The organism is Streptomyces polygonati (genome assembly GCF_042650325.1).
GTDB classification, from domain to species: Bacteria; Actinomycetota; Actinomycetes; order Streptomycetales; family Streptomycetaceae; genus Actinacidiphila; species Actinacidiphila polygonati.
In genome coordinates this window covers 350,792-367,045 of sequence record NZ_JBHSBB010000003.1, presented here as the reverse complement: position 1 = coordinate 367,045, position 16,254 = coordinate 350,792, and the positions used below count along the sequence as shown (strand labels likewise).

The following is a 16,254-nucleotide window of genomic DNA, read 5'->3' as shown; positions in this document are numbered from 1 at the left end:
CATCCCACAACGGGGACGGGGCATCAACATATCTGGCGTTGACTTTTGGCACGCTGTTGAGTTCTCAAGGAACGGAAGCTTCCTTTGGTTTCACCGTTTCCGGTTTTCCCTCCGGGCTTTCCCTTCGTGTTCCCTACTGTACTCCGTTCCCCTGCCGATTCATAATCGGCCCTTCGAATTGAATTTTGGCGCACCAAAAAACAACCCGACGATCGGGAAAGGGTAGGACAGTGGGTGGCCGCTCGGCCGGCGGAACCCGGTGTGAACCGGTCCCACCGTTTCAGCGGCTCGGACTACATTACGTACGGGCGGGGGCCGAGTCAAGCTCGACCCCCGCCCAAACGTCGATTTCCGGCCCGGTCAGGCGACTTCGACCGCTCCCAGGTTGCGCTTGCCGCGACGCAGCACCAGCCAGCGGCCGTGGACGAGGTCGTCGCGGGTCGGCTGCGCGTCCTCGCCGGCCACTTTGGTGTTGTTGAGGTAGGCGCCCCCCTCCTTGATGGTGCGGCGGGCGGCTGACTTGCTCGGTACCAGGTTCACCAACGCCAACAGGTCGGCGATCGGCGGCAGTTCGCCGTCCTCCGCGCTGATCCGGGCCTTGGGCAGCTCGCTGAGGGCGCCGGCCAGCGTGCGCTCGTCGAGGTCGGCGAGTTCGCCCTGGCCGAAAAGCGCCTTGGAAGCGGCGACCACGGCGGCGCACTGGTCGGCGCCGTGCACCAAGGTGGTGAGCTCCTCGGCGAGGGCGCGCTGGGCGGCACGGGCCTGGGGGCGCTCCTGGGTGGCCCGCTCCAGTTCCTCGATCTCCTCGCGCGGCGCGAAGCTGAAGGTGCGCAGGAAGCTGGAGATGTCGCGGTCGTCGGCGTTCAGCCAGAACTGGTAGAAGGCGTAGGGCGAGGTCATCTCCGGGTCGAGCCAGATGGCGCCGCCCTCGGTCTTGCCGAACTTGGTGCCGTCCGCCTTGGTGAGCAGCGGGGTCGCCAGGGCGTGCACCGAGGCGCCCTCGACCCGGTGGATGAGGTCGATGCCGGCGGTCAGATTGCCCCACTGGTCGCTGCCGCCGGTCTGCAGGGTGCAGCCGTAGCGGCGGTAGAGCTCCAGGAAGTCCATGCCCTGCAGGATCTGGTAGCTGAACTCCGTGTAGCTGATGCCCTGGTCGGAGCTGAGCCGGCGGGCGACCGCCTCCTTGGCGATCATCTTGTTCACGCGGAAGTGCTTGCCGATGTCCCGCAGGAACTCGATGGCGGACAGGCCCTGCGTCCAGTCCAGGTTGTTGACCATGGTGGCCGCGTTGGGGCCCTCGAACGAGAAGAACGGTTCGATCTGGGCCCGTACCCGCCCCACCCACTCGGCGACCACCCCGGGGTCGTTCAGCGTGCGCTCGGCGGTGGGCTTGGGATCGCCGATCAGTCCGGTGGCGCCGCCGACCAGGCCGAGCGGGCGGTGCCCTGCCAGCTGGAGACGGCGCACGGTCAGGATCTGGACCAGATTGCCGAGGTGCAGGCTGGGCGCGGTGGGGTCGAAGCCGCAATAGACCGTGACAGGGCCGTCCGCGAACGCCTTGCGCAGTGCGTCCTCGTCAGTGGATACGGCGATCAGCCCGCGCCACTGCAGCTCGTCGACGATGTCCGTCACGGTGTCGTGTCTCCTCTGGGGGATGGTCTCGGGGATGGTCCGGGGTCCGGAGTGTCCGAGGGTACGTGGGTATGTATTGCCGGTGCTCTTCGATTATCGGCGCTTGCGCGGGACGTGGGCCCGGTAGGGGCTGACCGTGGTGTCGTCGGCGATCCAGTAGCGCCAGGGGTGGACGGCGCCGTCGCCGCCGACGCCGGTGCGGGGGCCGCTGCGGATCAGCGCCCGGTCCGGCGGGGTGCCGGTGAGGATACGGAAGGGGCCGCCGTCGTCGGAGCAGGCGTCGGCGCCGTTGAGGGCGCGGTCGACGGACAGGGCGGTGGCGAGCCGGGCGGGGCCCTGGGCGAGGTCGCTGTCCTTGCGCGAGGCGGCCCGGTGGGCGCGGGCCAGGTCGGCGCCCACGACGATCTCGCCGGCCCGGAGCAGGACTCCGCTGGCCTTGCCCTCGGGGCCGCACACCAGGTTCAGGCAGTGCCACATGCCGTAGGTGAAGTAGACGTAGGTGTGGCCCGGCGGGCCGAACATCACCGCGTTCCGGTCGGTGCGACCGCGGTAGGAGTGGGACCCGGGGTCGTTGGCGCCGTCGTAGGCCTCGACTTCGGTGAGGCGCAGTTCGATCGGGCCGTCGTCGGTGGCGCGTACCAGCACGCGGCCGAGCAGGTCGGGGGCGATCTCCAGGACCGGCCTGTCGAAGAAGGAGCGGGCCAGCGGGGTCCTCTCGGGTGCGGTGATCACAGGGCACGAGCGTAGTGGACCGCGCGCCGCCGGTGGCTCGCCGAGCCGGGCGCCCAGCCGAAGCCGTTCGGGGGCCGAGGCTTAGGCTCGGTCCCGCAGGCTGCCGAGGTCGGGCAGTGTTCTTGCTTCATGTGCGATCTTCATGTGCGATCAGGAGGTGTCGAGGTTGACCGAGCAAGCGCGACGGCCGCTCCCCCATGACTTCCATCCGCCGGTGGCGGCGTTCACGGTGGTGAGCGACGATCTGGCGCCGGGCGCGACGCTGAAGGACGACCAGGTGTACGCCGCCGGGAACGTCTCCCCGCAGTTGCGCTGGGAGGGCTTCCCGGAGGCGACGAAGAGCTTCGCCGTCACCTGTTACGACCCGGACGCACCGACCGGCAGCGGCTTCTGGCACTGGGTGCTGTTCGACCTCCCGGTGTCGGTCACCGAGCTGCCGACCGGCGCCGGGTCCGGGGCGTTCCCGGGTCTGCCGGACGGCGCGGTGCAGGCGCGCAACGACTACGGCAGCCGGGACTTCGGCGGCGCGGCGCCGCCGGCCGGGGACGGTCCGCACCGCTATGTCTTCACGGTGTACGCGGTGGACACGGAGAAGCTGGGGCCGGACGCCGACGCCTCGCCGGCCTTCGTCGGCTTCAATCTGCGGTACCACGCGATCGGGCGGGCCCAGCTGATCGGTGAGTACGAGGTGCCGGCGGAGGGCTGAGCGCCGGCCGGGGCCCGGTGGCGCCGGTTTCGGCACCACCGGGCCGCGCCGCCGGGCTTCGCGCCCCGCGCGCCCCTTCACAACCCTGGCAACGACCCCCGCAACGACCCCGGCACCGGCGGCCGCCCCGGACGCCGTGTCTTCTTCCGCCGTTGGCGGCGCCGCCTTCTCCCCCCCCCCGGGTTTCCGCAAGCTTCGCTGGGAACTTCTTCCCTGCTCACCTGTTGTCCTCCGGCGGGAAATTGCGTTGTCCACCGAGGTGCCCGCGGGCACAGTGGAGCGACTTCGCCCGCACGGGCGGATCGGGCCCGGGAGGTGGGCGGGATGCGAGAGACGCTGGTGCTCAACGCGAGTTTCGAGCCGCTGTCGACGGTGTCGCTGCGGCGGGCCGTCGTCCTGGTGATGCAGGACAAGGCGGTCGTGGAGCAGGCGCATCCCGGGCTGCGCATCCGGGCCGCCGATGTCGATGTGCCGGTGCCGCAGGTGATCCGGCTGTGCCGCTATGTGCGGGTGCCGTTCCGACAACGGGCCGCGTGGTCCCGGCGGGGTGTGCTCGTCCGCGACCGGCACCGGTGCGCCTACTGCGGCCGGCGGGCGACGACCGTGGACCACGTACAGCCGAAGTCGCGCGGGGGTGGCGACACCTGGCTGAACACGGTGGCGGCGTGCACGGAGGACAACCAGCGCAAGGCGGACCGTACGCCGGAGCAGGCGGGGATGCGGCTGCTGGTCCGGCCGTTCGAGCCGACTCCCGCGGACGCCCTGCTGCTGGCCATCGGGGTGCGGGACCGGGACAGCCTGCCGCAGTGGCTGGCGCTTCCGGCCTGAGCGGCTGACGATCCCCAAGCACGGCCGGCCATCATGTCCGGCCGGCCGCGGCGGTCAGCTGTGCTTGAGGATCAGCTGGACGATCGCTACGAGGCCGACGGCCACGATCAGGCCGCGCAGCGCCATGGGCGGCAGGCGGCGGCCGACGCGCGCTCCGATCAGGCCGCCGATGGTGGCTCCGACGGCGATGAGCGCGACGGCCGCCCAGTCCATGGGGGCGACGAAGACGAAGAAGAGCGCGGCAATGCCGTTGACGACGGCGGCGAGCACGTTCTTGAGTCCGTTGAGTCGTTGCAGCGGCTCGTCCAGGAACGGGCCCATCAAGGAGAGGTAGAGGACTCCCTGGGCGGCGCCGAAGTAGCCGCCGTAGGCGCTGGCGAGCAGCATGCCGATCAGGAGTACGGGGCCGCCGTGCGTGGGGGCGGCGGTCCCGGCCCGGTCCCGGCGGGACTGGACGGCGCGGGCGAGCCGGGGCTGCAGGACGACCAGCACGAGGGCGATGCCGATCAGGACGGGCACGATCGCGTCGAACGCCCCGGACGGCAGGGTGGTCAGCAGCACGGCGCCGCTGAGGCCGCCCACCAGGCAGACCGTGCCGAGGCGGAGCAATCGGGGCCGCTGGCCGCCGAGTTCGCGGCGGTAGCCGATGGCTCCGGTGATGGAGCCGGAGACCAGGCCGAGGGTGTTGGAGACGTTGGCCGTCACGGGCGGCAGGCCGATGGCGAGCAGCACCGGGAAGGTGATCAGGGTCCCGGAGCCGACGATCGTATTGATGGTGCCGGCACCGATTCCCGCGGCGAGCACCGCCAGGGCTTCTGCTGGGGACATGGGACTCTCCGTGATCTCCGCGCCGCCCTCCCCGCCTCACGGTCGAGGGGGCGCCGAGATCATGTCACGGCGAAGAAATCCGCCCGGCGGCACCCCTGCCGGGCGGATCGGCGCCTCCGGTTCGGTCCCTCGGGTCAGTCCTTGTCGAAGCGCGGGGATTCACGGCGGGGGGCGGGGGGGCCGGTCACGGCGGGGCCGGCGTCGCCGCTGCCGGGTGCGCCGGGGATGTTGACTATGCCGCCGAGGCCCTTGAGCGCGTCATTGAGTTCGCTCGGGATGATCCAGAGCTTGTTTGCGTCGCCCGCGGCGATCTTCGGCAGCATCTGCAAGTACTGGTAGGCCAGCAGCTTCTGGTCCGGGTCGCCTGCGTGGATCGACTCGAAGACGGTGCGGATGGCCTGGGCCTCGCCCTCGGCGCGCAGGGCCGCGGCCTTGCTCTCGCCCTCGGCGCGCAGGATCGAGGACTGCTTCTCGCCCTCGGCGGTGAGGATCTGGGACTGGCGGATGCCCTCGGCGGTGAGGATCGCGGCGCGCTTGTCGCGGTCGGCGCGCATCTGCTTCTCCATCGAGTCCTGGATGGAGGTGGGCGGCTCGATCGCCTTGAGCTCGACGCGGTTGACGCGGATGCCCCACTTGCCGGTGGCCTCGTCCAGGACGCCGCGCAGCGCCGCGTTGATCTCCTCGCGGGAGGTCAGGGTCCGCTCCAGGTCCATGCCGCCGATGATGTTGCGCAGCGTGGTGACGGTGAGCTGCTCGATCGCCTGGATGTAGCTGGCGACCTCGTAGGTCGCGGCGCGGGCGTCGGTGACCTGGTAGTAGATGACGGTGTCGATGTTCACCACCAGGTTGTCCTGGGTGATCACCGGCTGCGGCGGGAAGGGGACGACCTGTTCGCGCAGGTCGATCCGGTTGCGGATGGTGTCGATGAACGGGACGACGATGTTCAGTCCGGCGCTCAGGGTGCGGGTGTAGCGCCCGAAGCGTTCGACGATGGCGGCGCTGGCCTGCGGAATGACCTGGACCGTCTTGATCAGGGCGATGAAGACGAGCACCACCAGGATGATGAGCACGATGATGATGGGCTGCATGGCCAACTCCCGGCGCCGTTTGACTGCGAGCTTGACTGCGACTTCACTTGCGACCCCGCCTGCGGGTCCGTCGAGGACGTCCGACGGACCCTGTCATGATCAATTCTCGCAGACCACGGGTGCACCGCGTGCGGGCTTCGGCGAATTCCCGGACCGCGATTCGGTGCGGTCCCGCCAAGTGTGGCCTGCGCTCGACCGGCTGACTACAAGGCGATTCACATCACGACCGCGGTGGCACCGTCGATCTCCACCACATCCACGTGCTGACCGGGGTCGAAGACCTGACCGGACTCCAGGGCGCGGGCCGACCAGACCTCCCCGGCCAGCTTGATCCGGCCGCCGGCGCCACCGTCGACGGTTTCCAGTACGACGGCCTGCTTGCCCCTGAGGGCGTCCACGCCGCTGCGCTGCTCCGGCCGTTGGCGGTTGCGGTACGCGAGCGGTCGTACGAAGACCAGCAGGGCGACCGACACCACGACGAAGGTCACGACCTGGGCCACGATGCCACCGCCGAGTCCCGCGGCGGCCGCACCGGCCACCGCCCCGACGGCGAACATCCCGAATTCGGGCATCGCCGTGATCACCAGCGGGATGCCCAGTCCCACCGCGGCTATCAGCCACCACACCCATGCGTCCACATCGCCAATCCTAGGCGTGCGGGGGCCAGTTGCGGCAGGGTGCGGCCGACGGGCGGCGGTCGGGGGTGGATCGGCGCGGGAAAGGCCTAGGAAAGGGGCAGGCCCGCCGCGGTCCAGCGGTCGCCGCGGCGCTCGACGACGAGGGGGAGGCCGAAGCAGAGGGAGAGGTTGCGGGAGGTGAGTTCGAGTTCGATCGGGCCAGCGGTGACGACCTTGCCCTGGCGGATCATCAGCACGTGGGTGAAGCCCGGGGCGATCTCCTCGACATGGTGGGTGACCATGATCATCGAGGGGGCGATCGGGTCGCGGGCGAGCCGGCCGAGGCGGCGTACCAGGTCCTCACGGCCGCCGAGGTCGAGGCCGGCCGCGGGCTCGTCCAGCAGCAGCAGCTCGGGGTCGGACATCATCGCGCGGGCGATCAGGGTGCGCTTGCGCTCGCCCTCGGACAGGGTGCCGAACTTGCGGTCGAGGAACTCGCTCATGCCGAGCCGGTCCAGGAAGGCGCGGGCCCGGTCCTCGTCGACCTGCTCGTAGCCCTCCTGCCAGGTGGCGGTCATGCCGTAGGCGGCGGTGAGCACCGTTTCCAGTACGGTCTGGCGGCGCGGCATCTTCTCGGCCATCGCGGCGCCGGCCATGCCGATCCGGGGCCGCAGGTCGAAGACGTCGACCCCGCCGAGCTTCTCGCCGAGGATCGAGACGGCCCCCGAGGTGGGGAAGAGATAGCTGGAGGCGACATTGAGCAGGGTGGTCTTGCCGGCGCCGTTGGGGCCGAGGATGACCCAGCGCTCGCCCTCGGCGACCGACCACGAGACCTGGTCCACCAGAGCTCGTCCGTCGCGGACCACGGATACGTCCACCAGCTCCAGCACATCGCTCATGAGCGCGTTGTCTCCCATTGCAGTCTCGGCAGGCCGGTGTGCCCACATCGGCACGAGCCAGAAGGAACCCCCGGGGAAAACTTACGCCACCAGCGGTCGGGTCCAGTCCTTAGGCTGGGGGCCATGCTTGATGAACCTCGCTCAGGGCGGCTGACCGCGTGGGGAAATGCCCTGCTTGCCGGACTTGCCGCGCCCGATGACGTCGCCCAGCGGATCACGGCGGACGACGCCGTGCACCGGATCGCCGGGCTGCCAGGAGAGAGCACCCCGGTCGGGCTGACGCTGGGCCTCGGCCGGCTGCGGGCGCTGGGCGTCACCGGACTGCGGCTGGCGCTGCCGGTCGCCGGGCATCCGCTGGGGCTGAGCGGGCCGCCCGAGTTCAACGCCCGGGCGCTGGTGGCCGGTGAGGCGGTGGTCACGGTGGGCGCCGCGGCGCTGGGTCTGGTGCCGGCCGTGCACGAGGCGGGTCCGGCGGGCGATCTGCATGTGGAGGTGGAGTGGGAGTGCCTGCCGGTGCGGGACGCGCCGCCGGCCGATGTGCCCTCGCTCGGGGAGGCGGAGCGGGAGCTGGCGGAGGCACTGCGGGATGCCACCGACGCCCTGGCGCGCCTGGATGTGGCCGGCTCGGGTCCGGCCGCGCAGGCGGCCGTGGAGGCGTACCGGGCGCGGGCCGAGCGCGGGCGCGAGGTGCTGGCGCCGGGGTATCCGCCGCGTGCGGTACGGGTGCTGGCGCTGGCGCAGCGGGTGGGGGCGCTGGTCGGGATCGCGGCCGAGGGCGAGGGCGCGGCGGTGAGCGCGTCGCAGATCGCGGCGCGGGCGGATCTGCTGCGGCCGGTGGAGCGGACCGCGCGCCGGGCGCAGGTGGCGGCGTACAACGCCTACGTGGAGGAGGCGGAGCGCCGCCGGCCGTGAGGGCGCGGGGCGCCGAGGCCGGGGGATCCAGCCCGCCGGGGCCGGCGGTCAGTTCCCCATGCCGTTGCGGACCGCCCACAGCGCGGCCTGGGTGCGGTCGGCGAGGTCCAGCTTCATCAGGATGTTCGACACATGGGTCTTCACCGTCTTCTCCGACAGCACCAGCGCGCGGGCGATCTCCCGGTTGGAGCGGCCGTCGGTGATCAGGGCGAGCACCTCGCGTTCGCGCTCGGTGAGCGCGTTGCCGCGACCGGTGCCGGTGGCGTGCTGGTCCTGGGAGAGCAGGGCGCCGGCCACTTCGGGCTGGAGGAGGACGTGTCCGGCGTGCACCGAGCGGATCGCCCCGGCCAGGGCCACCGGATCGATGTCCTTGTAGACGTATCCGGCGGCGCCGGCCCGCAGCGCGGGCACCACCGTGCGCTGCTCGGTGAAGCTGGTCACGATCAGCACCCGGGCCGGGTTGCCCGCGTCGCGCAGCAGCCGCAGTGCCTCGATGCCGTCCGTGCCGGGCATCTTGACGTCCATCAGGATCACGTCGGGCCGCAGTTCCTGGGCGCGGGCCACCCCCTCCGCGCCGTCGGCCGCCTCGCCGACGACCTCGATGTCGCCCTGGACCTCCAGGAAGGTGCGCAGGCCGCGGCGTACCACCTGATGGTCGTCGACCAGCAGCACCCGGATCGCCCGCCCGTCGCCCGGCGCCGGCCTCGCCTCGCCCGGCGCGGCTTTCGGTTCGGGGCGGCGCGCGCCGACTGGTCGCTCGCCAGCCGGTCGCTCGTCGGCCGCCGGCGGGACCGCCGCCCGGACGGCCGGTCGGATCGCCGTTTCCACCTCGGGCCGGGCCGCTCGATCAGCCACCGGGCACCTCCATCTCGATGACGGTGCCCTTGCCGGGCGCCGATTGCACGGTCAGCCGGCCGCTCACGCCGTCCGCCCGGTCGCGCATGGAGACCAGGCCGAGATGCCGGCCGGCCCTGCGGACCGCGGACGGGTCGAAGCCCCGGCCGTCGTCGCGGATGCTCAGCCGGGCGCCTTTGCCGCGGCCTTCGAGGGTGACGCCGACGGTGGTGGCGTGGGCGTGCCGCAGCGCGTTGTGCATCGCCTCCTGGGCGACGCGCAGCAGCGCCTCCTCCTGGGCGGCGGGCAGCGCCCGCACCTGGGCGGCGGTGAAGGTGAGCCGGGCCGAGTGCACCCGGTCCAGCACCCGGACCTCGGTGCGCAGGGTGGCGATCAGGCCGTCCTCGTCCAGACCGGCCGGGCGCAGCTCGACCACGACGCCGCGCAGCTCGTCGGCGGCCTCGGCGGCGAGCGCCGCGACATGCTTGATCTCGTCCTTGGCGCGGGCCGGGTCGGTGTCGACCAGGGCGGCGGCGGCCTGGGCGGTCAGCCGCAGCGAGAACAGCTTCTGGGAGACGGCGTCGTGCAGCTCGTGGGCGATCCTGGCCCGCTCCCCGGTCAGGGTCAGCTCGCGGCTGCGCTCGTAGAGCCGGGCGTTGGTGAGGGCGATGGCGGCGTGGTCGGCGAGGATGCGCAGCAGCTCCTCATCCTCCTGGGTGAAGCCCTCGACGCCGCCGGCTGAGGCGGGGCAGGTCTTGTTGGCGAGGAAGACGGCGCCGAGCACGTCGTCGTCCTCCAGGATCGGCATGCCGATGAAGTCCTTCATCTCCGGGTGGGTGCGGGGCCAGCCCGCGAAGCTCTCGAAGGTGCGGACGTCGGCGAGGCGCTGCGGGGTGGCCTCGTGCAGCATCGCGGCCAGGACGCCGTGCTGGCGGGGCAGCGGGCCGATGGTCCGCCACTGCTCCTCGCTGATGCCGTCCACCACGAACTGCGCGAAGCCGCCGTGGTCGTCGGGCACGCCGAGCGCGGCGTACTCGGCGCCGAGCAGTTCGCGGGCGGAGGCGACGATGGTCTGCAGGACTTCGCGCACTTCCAGCCGCCGGTTCATCGCCAGCAGTGCGGCGCTCACCGCTTCTATTCCGCCCCTGGGCGTACGGCTGGACATGCGCTCAACCGTACCGGCGCGGGTGGCCGCGGGGATGCGGCGTACGGACCGGCCGTGCTCGGTCCTTCGGACCAGTACCAACTGACCACGTCCGCCGGGACGGGCGGCCGAGGCGGTCCGCGCGGACCCGTTCCTAGCGTGAGGCCCGGTGATCCGGCGTACGGCCGGGTCGCGGGGCTGGTACGGAAGGACGGGATCATGCCGGTAGCGATCATCACGGGCGCCTCGCGTGGGCTGGGGCGGGCGCTGGCCGCCGCGCTGGCCGGGCGCGGCTGGGACCTCGTGCTCGACGGGCGCGGCGCGGACGCGCTGCGGTCGGCGGCGGCCGGGCTGGCGCGGGAGGCGGAGTACCCGGGGCCGGCGCCGGGCCGGGTCACGGCGGTGCCGGGCGATGTCACCGACGCCGGGCACCGGGCGGAGCTGGTGGCGGCGGCGCTGGCGCTCGGCGGGGTGGACCTGCTGGTGAACAATGCCAGCGCGCTGGGCGCCGAGCCGCTGCTGCCGCTGGCCGAGCTGCCGGAGGCGGGGCTGCGCGAGGCGCTGGAGACCAATGTGATCGCGCCGTTCGCGCTGGTCCGGGCATCACTGCCGGCGCTGCGGGCGGCCGGTGGCGCGGTGCTGAACATCAGCTCGGACGCGGCGGTGGAGGCGTACCCCGGCTGGGGCGGCTACGGCGCGAGCAAGGCCGCGCTCGACCAGCTGTCGGCGGTGCTCGCCGAGGAGGAGCCGCGGATCAGGGTGTGGTGGGTGGACCCGGGTGAACTGCGCACCGACCTCTACGCCGCGGCCGTGCCGGACGACGCGGGCTTCGCGGACCGGCTGCCGCCGGCGGAGGTCGCGCCGGCCTTCCTGCGGCTGCTGGACGAGAAGGCGCCCAGCGGCCGGTATGTGGCGTACGCGCTGCTGGCGGCGCGATGAGCGCGCTGATCAGCTGTGTGACGTGCGACGAGCAGGCGGCCCGGGTGCGTACGGCGGGGCTGGCCGGCCTGCGGGTGCCGCCGGAGCTGCTCGCGTCGGCGCCGCCGCCCCGGCGGGACGCGGTGCGGCTGCTGCTCGGCCGGGCCGGCGGCGCCGGGGATACGGATGGCGACGGGGAGGTGACGCATCACGGCTTCCGGGAGCTGCCGCGGCTGCTGCGGGCCGGTGACGTGCTGGTGGTGAACACCTCCCGCACGCTGCCGGCCGCGGTGGACGGGCGGCTGGCCGGTGAGCCGGTGGTGGTGCACTGCTCGACCCGGCGCGACGACGGCCGCTGGGTGGTGGAGGTCCGCGCCCCGGACGGGCACGGCTCGACGGTGCGCCGGGCGGCGCCGCCGGCCGGCGCGGTGCTGGAGCTGGCGGGCGGCGCCCAGCTGGTGCTGAACGGCCCGCTGGACCCGGCCGGGGACCGGCTGTGGGTGGCGACGCCCTCGGTGCCGGACCTCGTGGCGGTGCTGCGCCGCCACGGGCGGCCGATCCGCTACGCCTACACCGAGCGGGACCAGCCGCTGGCCGCGTACCAGACGGTGTTCTCGGCCGAGGCGCCGGACGGCGCGGGGTCGGCGGAGATGCCGAGCGCCGGGCGGCCCTTCACTCCGGCGGTGGTGGCCGAGCTGGTCGGGCGCGGGGTGCGGATCGCGCCGGTGGTGCTGCACACCGGGGTGGCGTCGGCCGAGGCGCACGAGCCGCCGTACGCGGAGCGGTACGAGGTGCCGGCCGGTACCGCGCGTCAGGTGAACGCCGCGCGGGCGGCCGGCCGCCGGGTGGTGGCGGTCGGGACCACGGCCGTACGCGCCCTGGAGTCGGCGGCGGACGAGCGCGGGGTGGTGACGGCGGCCCGGGGCTGGACGGAGTTGGTGATCACCCCCGAGCGCGGCATACGGGCGGTGGACGGCCTGCTCACCGGGCTGCACGAGCCGGAGGCCTCGCATCTGCTGATGCTGCGGGCGCTGACCGGGGATCCCCTGCTGGCCCGCGTCTACGCCGAGGCGCTCCGCGAGCGCTATCTCTGGCATGAATTCGGGGATGTGAATCTGCTGCTCGGATAAGCGTCACATAAAGCACCCCCTCGGTCACCACGGGCGATCGAGGGGGTGTTGCTGTGTGACCTCACCTATAGGACGTGCGTCACATACTAGGCAGCCTAGTGTGCGAGGCCCGGAAAACCGGGCCGGAAACCGCGGAAATCAACTCGGTTGAACGATCCACTACGAGTCCAATTCGTAGCCGCGATTATTGACCCTCGATTTCGGACCCTCTAAGAATTCTCAGGTCCGCAATCGGAAGAGGTTATCCCGCATGCAGCTCCCCACGATCCCGAAGATCGGCCCACTGTCCAAGAAGCGCAAGATCACGGTTGCCGGTGCCGGTGCCGCCGCCGCGGCCGCGGTGGTTCTGACGGTCACCGGTCTCCAGGCGACCGGTGGGTCCGCGGTCGCCGTCGGTGACCCCACCGGGGTCTCCGCGACCGCCAAGCAGCAGGTCAAGAGTCCCGATACCAAGACCGACACGGCTTCCCAGCGCGCCCTGGCGGACCACGCCGCGGCGCAGCGGAAGGCGGCCGGCGGCACCGCCGCGAAGAAGGCTCCCGCCCCGGCCGCGGCCCCGGCGAAGAAGGCCCCGGCGGCTCCGGCCAAGCCGGCACCCAAGCCGGCTCCCAAGCCCGCGACCTCCACGCACCGCGTGGTGATCAAGCCGGCCCCGGCCGCCAAGGCCCCGGCGCCGCTCAAGGCCGCGGTCAAGCCGGCGCCCAAGGCTGTGGTGAAGCCCGCCGTCAAGCCCGTCAAGCCCGTGGTCAAGGCTGCCGTCAGGGCCCCGGTCAAGCCGGTCGTCAAGCCCGCCCCGGCGCCGGCCAGGGCGATCGACGCCGCCCCCGCGGCGGTGACGTACCCCAACAACCTGGACGGCTGGATCCGGCAGTCGCTGGCGATCATGCACGAGAAGGGTATTCCGGGCAGCTACAACGGCATTTACCGGAACATCATCCGTGAGTCGAGCGGCAACCCCAACGCGATCAACCTCTGGGACATCAACGCCCAGAACGGAATTCCGTCCAAGGGTCTGCTCCAGGTGATCCCCCCGACCTTCCAGACGTATCACGTCAACGGAACGTCGTGGAACATCTACGACCCGGTCGCGAACATCACCGCCGCCTGCAACTACGCGGCGGCCAGGTACGGCTCGATGGACAACGTGTACTCGGCGTACTGAGTCCGAGTCCGGGCAATCAGGCCCGGGTGATGCGGCCCGCACAAAAGGGCGGTGGGACCGGAAGGTCCCACCGCCCTTTCGGGTACCCGCGGTTACTTGCGCATGACTTCCGGCTCGTGCCGGCGCAGCAGCCGCGACACCACCACACCGCAGACCAGGCTGAGCGCGAGCAGCACGCCCATGTCCAGGCCCCAGGCGCCCGCCGTGTGGTTCCACGACGGGTCGGGATGGTGCACGTCCCAGGGCATGACGTGGTTGAGGTCGGCGGTCACGCTCAGCGCCGCCACCGCCCAGCGGGCGGGCATCAGCCAGGCGAACTGCTCGATGCCGGGTGAGCCGTAGAGCTGGAAGAGCACGCCGGTGAACACCACCTGGATGATGGCGAACATGACCAGCAGCGGCATCGTCTTCTCGGCGGTCTTCACCAGCGAGGAGATGATCAGGCCGAACATCATCGAGCCGAAGCCGAGGCCCATGATGGCCAGGGTCATCTCGACGGCGGGCTGGGCGTGGACGAGGACGCCGTCGACGGGCATCCGGCGCGGGGCGAAGCCGATACCGGAGATGATCGCGCCCTGGAGGGCGGTGATCAGGCCGAGCACGATGATCTTGGACATCAGATACGCCGAACGCGACAGCCCGGTGGCCCGCTCCCGTTCGTAGATCACCCGCTCCTTGATCAGCTCGCGCACCGAGTTGGCCGCCCCGGAGAAGCAGGCGCCGACCGCGAGGATCAGCAGGATGGTGCCGATGTCCTTGTTGACCCCGCCGTCCTTGGCCGGACCGGGGCCCAGGCCGCTCGGCGCCGGGATGACGATGCTGACCACGCCGAGCACCGCGGGCAGGATGAACATCAGCGCGATGAAGCCGCGGTCGGAGGCGATCACCGACAGATAGCGGCGGATCAGCGTGATCAGCTGCGCCGTCCAGCCGGTGGGTTTGGGCGGCTTGGCGACCTCGTGCGGGATGTCCGGGGCCGCCTGCGGGGCGGCGGCGTCGAGTTCGGCGGCGTACATCTGGTAGTGCTGCGAGCCGTGCCAGCGGCCGGACCAGTCGTAGTCGCGGTAGTTCTCGAAGGCGGAGAAGACATCGGCCCAGGTCTCGTAGCCGAAGAAGGTCAGGGCCTCGTCCGGCGGGCCGAAGTAGGCGACCGAGCCGCCCGGCGCCATCACCAGCAGCTTGTCGCACAGCGCCAGTTCGGCCACCGAGTGGGTGACCACCAGCACCGTGCGGCCGTCGTCGGCCAGACCGCGCAGCAGCTTCATCACATCGCGGTCCATGCCCGGGTCGAGGCCGGAGGTCGGCTCGTCCAGGAAGATCAGGGACGGCTTGGTGAGCAGCTCCAGGGCCACCGAGACCCGCTTGCGCTGGCCGCCGGACAGGGAGGTGATGCGCTTGTCCGCGTGGATGTCGAGCTTGAGCTCGCCCAGCACCTCGTCGATCCGCGCCTCGCGCTCGGCGGTCGCGGTGTCGCCGGGGAAGCGGAGCTTGGCCGCGTACCGCAGCGCGGTCTTGACCTGGAGTTCCTTGTGCAGGATGTCGTCCTGCGGGACCAGGCCGATGCGCTGGCGCAGTTCGGCGAACTGCTTGTAGAGGTCGCGGTTGTCGTAGAGCACGGAGCCCTGGTCGGCCGGGCGGTAGCCGGTCAGCGCACGCAGCAGGGTGGACTTGCCGGAGCCGGACGGGCCGATCACCCCGATCAGCGATTTCTCCGGCACCCCGAAGGAGACGTCCTTGAGGATCGTCTTGGTGGTCCTGCCGTGCGGCACGGTCACCGACAGCCGCCGGGCGGAGAAGGACACCTCGCCGGTGTCGACGAACTCCTCCAACTGGTCGCCCACCAGCCGGAAGGTGGAGTGCCCGACGCCGACGATGTCGTTGGGGACCAGCAGATGGCGCTGCACCGCCCGGCCGTTGACATAGGTGCCGTTGTGGCTGCCGAGATCCACTATCTCGTAGCGGCCGTCGGGGTGCGCCCGGAACTCCGCGTGGTAGCGGGAGACCTGGAGGTCGGAGACGACCAGCTCGTTCTCCAGCGCGCGGCCGATCCTCATCACCCGGCCCAGGGCGAGCCGGTGGAAGGTCGTCGGGTTGCGGTCGCCGGCGCCGCCGGAGGGCGCCTGCGGGCGCGGCTGCGCCTGCGGGGCCGGGGGCTGGGCGAGCGGGCCCGGAACCTGGGCCTGGGCCCGAGGCCGGGGCTGCGCGAGCGGTGCGGCCCGAGGTAAACCCTGGGCCGGTTCGGCGTACGACGGCGCCTGGGCCTGGGCCTGTTGGTAGTGCGGCTGCTGGTACTGCGGCTGCTGCGCGATCCCGGCGGAGGCGCCCGCCACCGCGCCCGCCGCGGCCTGCGGCGCCGCCTCGCCGCGGAAGTCCAGCCGCGGGCCGTCCGTGGCGTTGCCCAGGTGGACGGCCGAGCCCGGCCCCACCTCTGTCTGCTGGACCCGCCGTCCCTGCAGATACGTGCCGTTGGTGCTGCCGAGGTCCTCGATCAGCCAACCCCGGTCGCCACGGCGGACGGTGGCGTGCCGCCACGAGACCCGCGCGTCCTCGAAGACCACATCCGCCCGGGGGTCGCGCCCCAGGCTGTACGACCGCGACGCATCCAGCGTGACGGTCCGTCCGTTCCATTCCAGTACGAGTTCAGGCACCCCAAGCCCCATGTGTTGTCCCCCGAGTAGTCCTGCTTGTGGGGGAGTGTAGGGACAGCGAACAACGTGAGGAACGCTTACGGGCTCCCATCTCGTAACAGAAAGCCGCATCCTGTACCCGTTCGGTCCCGGGCCGTTGACGCTCCTGGCCAACACCCCGACAGTTGGGCACACTT

General features: G+C 71.8%; 15 protein-coding genes. 6 read left to right on the top strand and 9 right to left on the bottom strand.

Annotation, left to right across the window (positions count from 1 at the left end; genetic code table 11):
* Window positions 1-360: 360 nt before the first annotated feature.
* Window positions 361-1,632 (bottom strand): tyrosine--tRNA ligase, encoded by a 1,272-nt coding sequence (gene tyrS / locus ACFO3J_RS03570; RefSeq protein ID WP_386426009.1) that lies wholly within the window; start codon window positions 1,630-1,632, stop codon window positions 361-363.
* A 93-nt stretch (window positions 1,633-1,725) separates the two neighbouring features.
* A complete protein-coding gene (locus tag ACFO3J_RS03565) occupies window positions 1,726-2,364 on the bottom strand; it encodes a DNA-3-methyladenine glycosylase (protein ID WP_386426007.1) in 639 nt (212 codons plus the stop codon).
* 166 nt (window positions 2,365-2,530) lie between these two features.
* Between ACFO3J_RS03565 and ACFO3J_RS03560 the strand changes: the two genes are divergently transcribed.
* Window positions 2,531-3,070 (top strand): YbhB/YbcL family Raf kinase inhibitor-like protein, encoded by a 540-nt coding sequence (locus ACFO3J_RS03560; RefSeq protein WP_386426005.1) that lies wholly within the window; start codon window positions 2,531-2,533, stop codon window positions 3,068-3,070.
* A gap of 324 nt (window positions 3,071-3,394) precedes the next feature.
* On the top strand, window positions 3,395-3,898 hold the full coding sequence (locus tag ACFO3J_RS03555; protein ID WP_386426004.1) for an HNH endonuclease: 504 nt from the start codon (window positions 3,395-3,397) through the stop codon (window positions 3,896-3,898).
* A gap of 54 nt (window positions 3,899-3,952) precedes the next feature.
* On the opposite strand, the gene ACFO3J_RS03550 is transcribed toward ACFO3J_RS03555, so the two are convergent.
* The 4 genes from ACFO3J_RS03550 to ACFO3J_RS03535 form a co-directional block, all read right to left on the bottom strand.
* Entirely contained in the window at window positions 3,953-4,726 is a 774-nt protein-coding gene (locus ACFO3J_RS03550) for a sulfite exporter TauE/SafE family protein (RefSeq protein WP_386426003.1), read from the bottom strand.
* A gap of 134 nt (window positions 4,727-4,860) precedes the next feature.
* Complete coding sequence (locus ACFO3J_RS03545; RefSeq protein WP_386426002.1) at window positions 4,861-5,814, bottom strand: SPFH domain-containing protein; 954 nt, start codon at window positions 5,812-5,814, stop codon at window positions 4,861-4,863.
* 215 nt (window positions 5,815-6,029) lie between these two features.
* Window positions 6,030-6,461 carry an NfeD family protein gene (locus ACFO3J_RS03540; protein WP_386426052.1) on the bottom strand — a complete coding sequence of 144 codons (432 nt, stop codon included), beginning with the start codon at window positions 6,459-6,461 and terminating at the stop codon, window positions 6,030-6,032.
* Window positions 6,462-6,538: 77 nt separating this feature from the next.
* Window positions 6,539-7,348 (bottom strand): ABC transporter ATP-binding protein, encoded by an 810-nt coding sequence (locus ACFO3J_RS03535; protein WP_386426000.1) that lies wholly within the window; start codon window positions 7,346-7,348, stop codon window positions 6,539-6,541.
* Between the two features lie 105 nt (window positions 7,349-7,453).
* On the opposite strand from ACFO3J_RS03535, the gene ACFO3J_RS03530 reads away from it, so the two are divergent.
* Window positions 7,454-8,242, top strand: coding sequence for a hypothetical protein (locus ACFO3J_RS03530; RefSeq protein ID WP_386425998.1), 789 nt, complete (start codon window positions 7,454-7,456; stop codon window positions 8,240-8,242).
* A gap of 48 nt (window positions 8,243-8,290) precedes the next feature.
* Here the strand turns inward: ACFO3J_RS03530 and ACFO3J_RS03525 are convergent, their stop codons facing one another.
* Complete coding sequence (locus ACFO3J_RS03525) at window positions 8,291-8,920, bottom strand: response regulator (protein ID WP_386426050.1); 630 nt, start codon at window positions 8,918-8,920, stop codon at window positions 8,291-8,293.
* A 169-nt stretch (window positions 8,921-9,089) separates the two neighbouring features.
* The gene (locus ACFO3J_RS03520) at window positions 9,090-10,241 is read right to left on the bottom strand and encodes a GAF domain-containing sensor histidine kinase (protein ID WP_386425996.1); all 1,152 of its coding nucleotides are present in this window, start codon (window positions 10,239-10,241) and stop codon (window positions 9,090-9,092) included.
* A gap of 198 nt (window positions 10,242-10,439) precedes the next feature.
* On the opposite strand from ACFO3J_RS03520, the gene ACFO3J_RS03515 reads away from it, so the two are divergent.
* The 3 genes from ACFO3J_RS03515 (at window position 10,440) to ACFO3J_RS03505 (ending at window position 13,430) form a co-directional block, all read left to right on the top strand.
* A complete protein-coding gene (locus tag ACFO3J_RS03515) occupies window positions 10,440-11,159 on the top strand; it encodes an SDR family NAD(P)-dependent oxidoreductase (RefSeq protein ID WP_386425994.1) in 720 nt (239 codons plus the stop codon).
* Window positions 11,156-12,268, top strand: coding sequence for an S-adenosylmethionine:tRNA ribosyltransferase-isomerase (locus tag ACFO3J_RS03510; protein WP_386425992.1), 1,113 nt, complete (start codon window positions 11,156-11,158; stop codon window positions 12,266-12,268). The genes ACFO3J_RS03515 and ACFO3J_RS03510 overlap by 4 nt, the downstream gene beginning before the upstream one ends.
* Before the next feature lie 250 nt (window positions 12,269-12,518).
* The gene (locus ACFO3J_RS03505; RefSeq protein ID WP_386425991.1) at window positions 12,519-13,430 is read left to right on the top strand and encodes a transglycosylase SLT domain-containing protein; all 912 of its coding nucleotides are present in this window, start codon (window positions 12,519-12,521) and stop codon (window positions 13,428-13,430) included.
* A 92-nt stretch (window positions 13,431-13,522) separates the two neighbouring features.
* Here the strand turns inward: ACFO3J_RS03505 and ACFO3J_RS03500 are convergent, their stop codons facing one another.
* A complete protein-coding gene (locus tag ACFO3J_RS03500) occupies window positions 13,523-16,090 on the bottom strand; it encodes an FHA domain-containing protein (RefSeq protein WP_386425989.1) in 2,568 nt (855 codons plus the stop codon).
* Between the last annotated feature and the right edge of the window lie 164 nt (window positions 16,091-16,254).

Bases quoted from the DNA above. Each gene is read 5' to 3' on its own strand.
- ACFO3J_RS03555 (WP_386426004.1), top strand. From the start codon at position 3,395: ATGCGAGAGACGCTGGTGCTCAACGCGAGTTTCGAGCCGCTGTCGACG.
- ACFO3J_RS03500 (WP_386425989.1), bottom strand. From the start codon at position 16,090: ATGGGGCTTGGGGTGCCTGAACTCGTACTGGAATGGAACGGACGGACC.
- ACFO3J_RS03510 (WP_386425992.1), top strand. From the start codon at position 11,156: ATGAGCGCGCTGATCAGCTGTGTGACGTGCGACGAGCAGGCGGCCCGG.
- ACFO3J_RS03535 (WP_386426000.1), bottom strand. From the start codon at position 7,348: ATGGGAGACAACGCGCTCATGAGCGATGTGCTGGAGCTGGTGGACGTA.
- ACFO3J_RS03545 (WP_386426002.1), bottom strand. From the start codon at position 5,814: ATGCAGCCCATCATCATCGTGCTCATCATCCTGGTGGTGCTCGTCTTC.
- ACFO3J_RS03550 (WP_386426003.1), bottom strand. From the start codon at position 4,726: ATGTCCCCAGCAGAAGCCCTGGCGGTGCTCGCCGCGGGAATCGGTGCC.
- ACFO3J_RS03530 (WP_386425998.1), top strand. From the start codon at position 7,454: ATGCTTGATGAACCTCGCTCAGGGCGGCTGACCGCGTGGGGAAATGCC.
- ACFO3J_RS03520 (WP_386425996.1), bottom strand. From the start codon at position 10,241: ATGTCCAGCCGTACGCCCAGGGGCGGAATAGAAGCGGTGAGCGCCGCA.
- ACFO3J_RS03505 (WP_386425991.1), top strand. From the start codon at position 12,519: ATGCAGCTCCCCACGATCCCGAAGATCGGCCCACTGTCCAAGAAGCGC.
- ACFO3J_RS03515 (WP_386425994.1), top strand. From the start codon at position 10,440: ATGCCGGTAGCGATCATCACGGGCGCCTCGCGTGGGCTGGGGCGGGCG.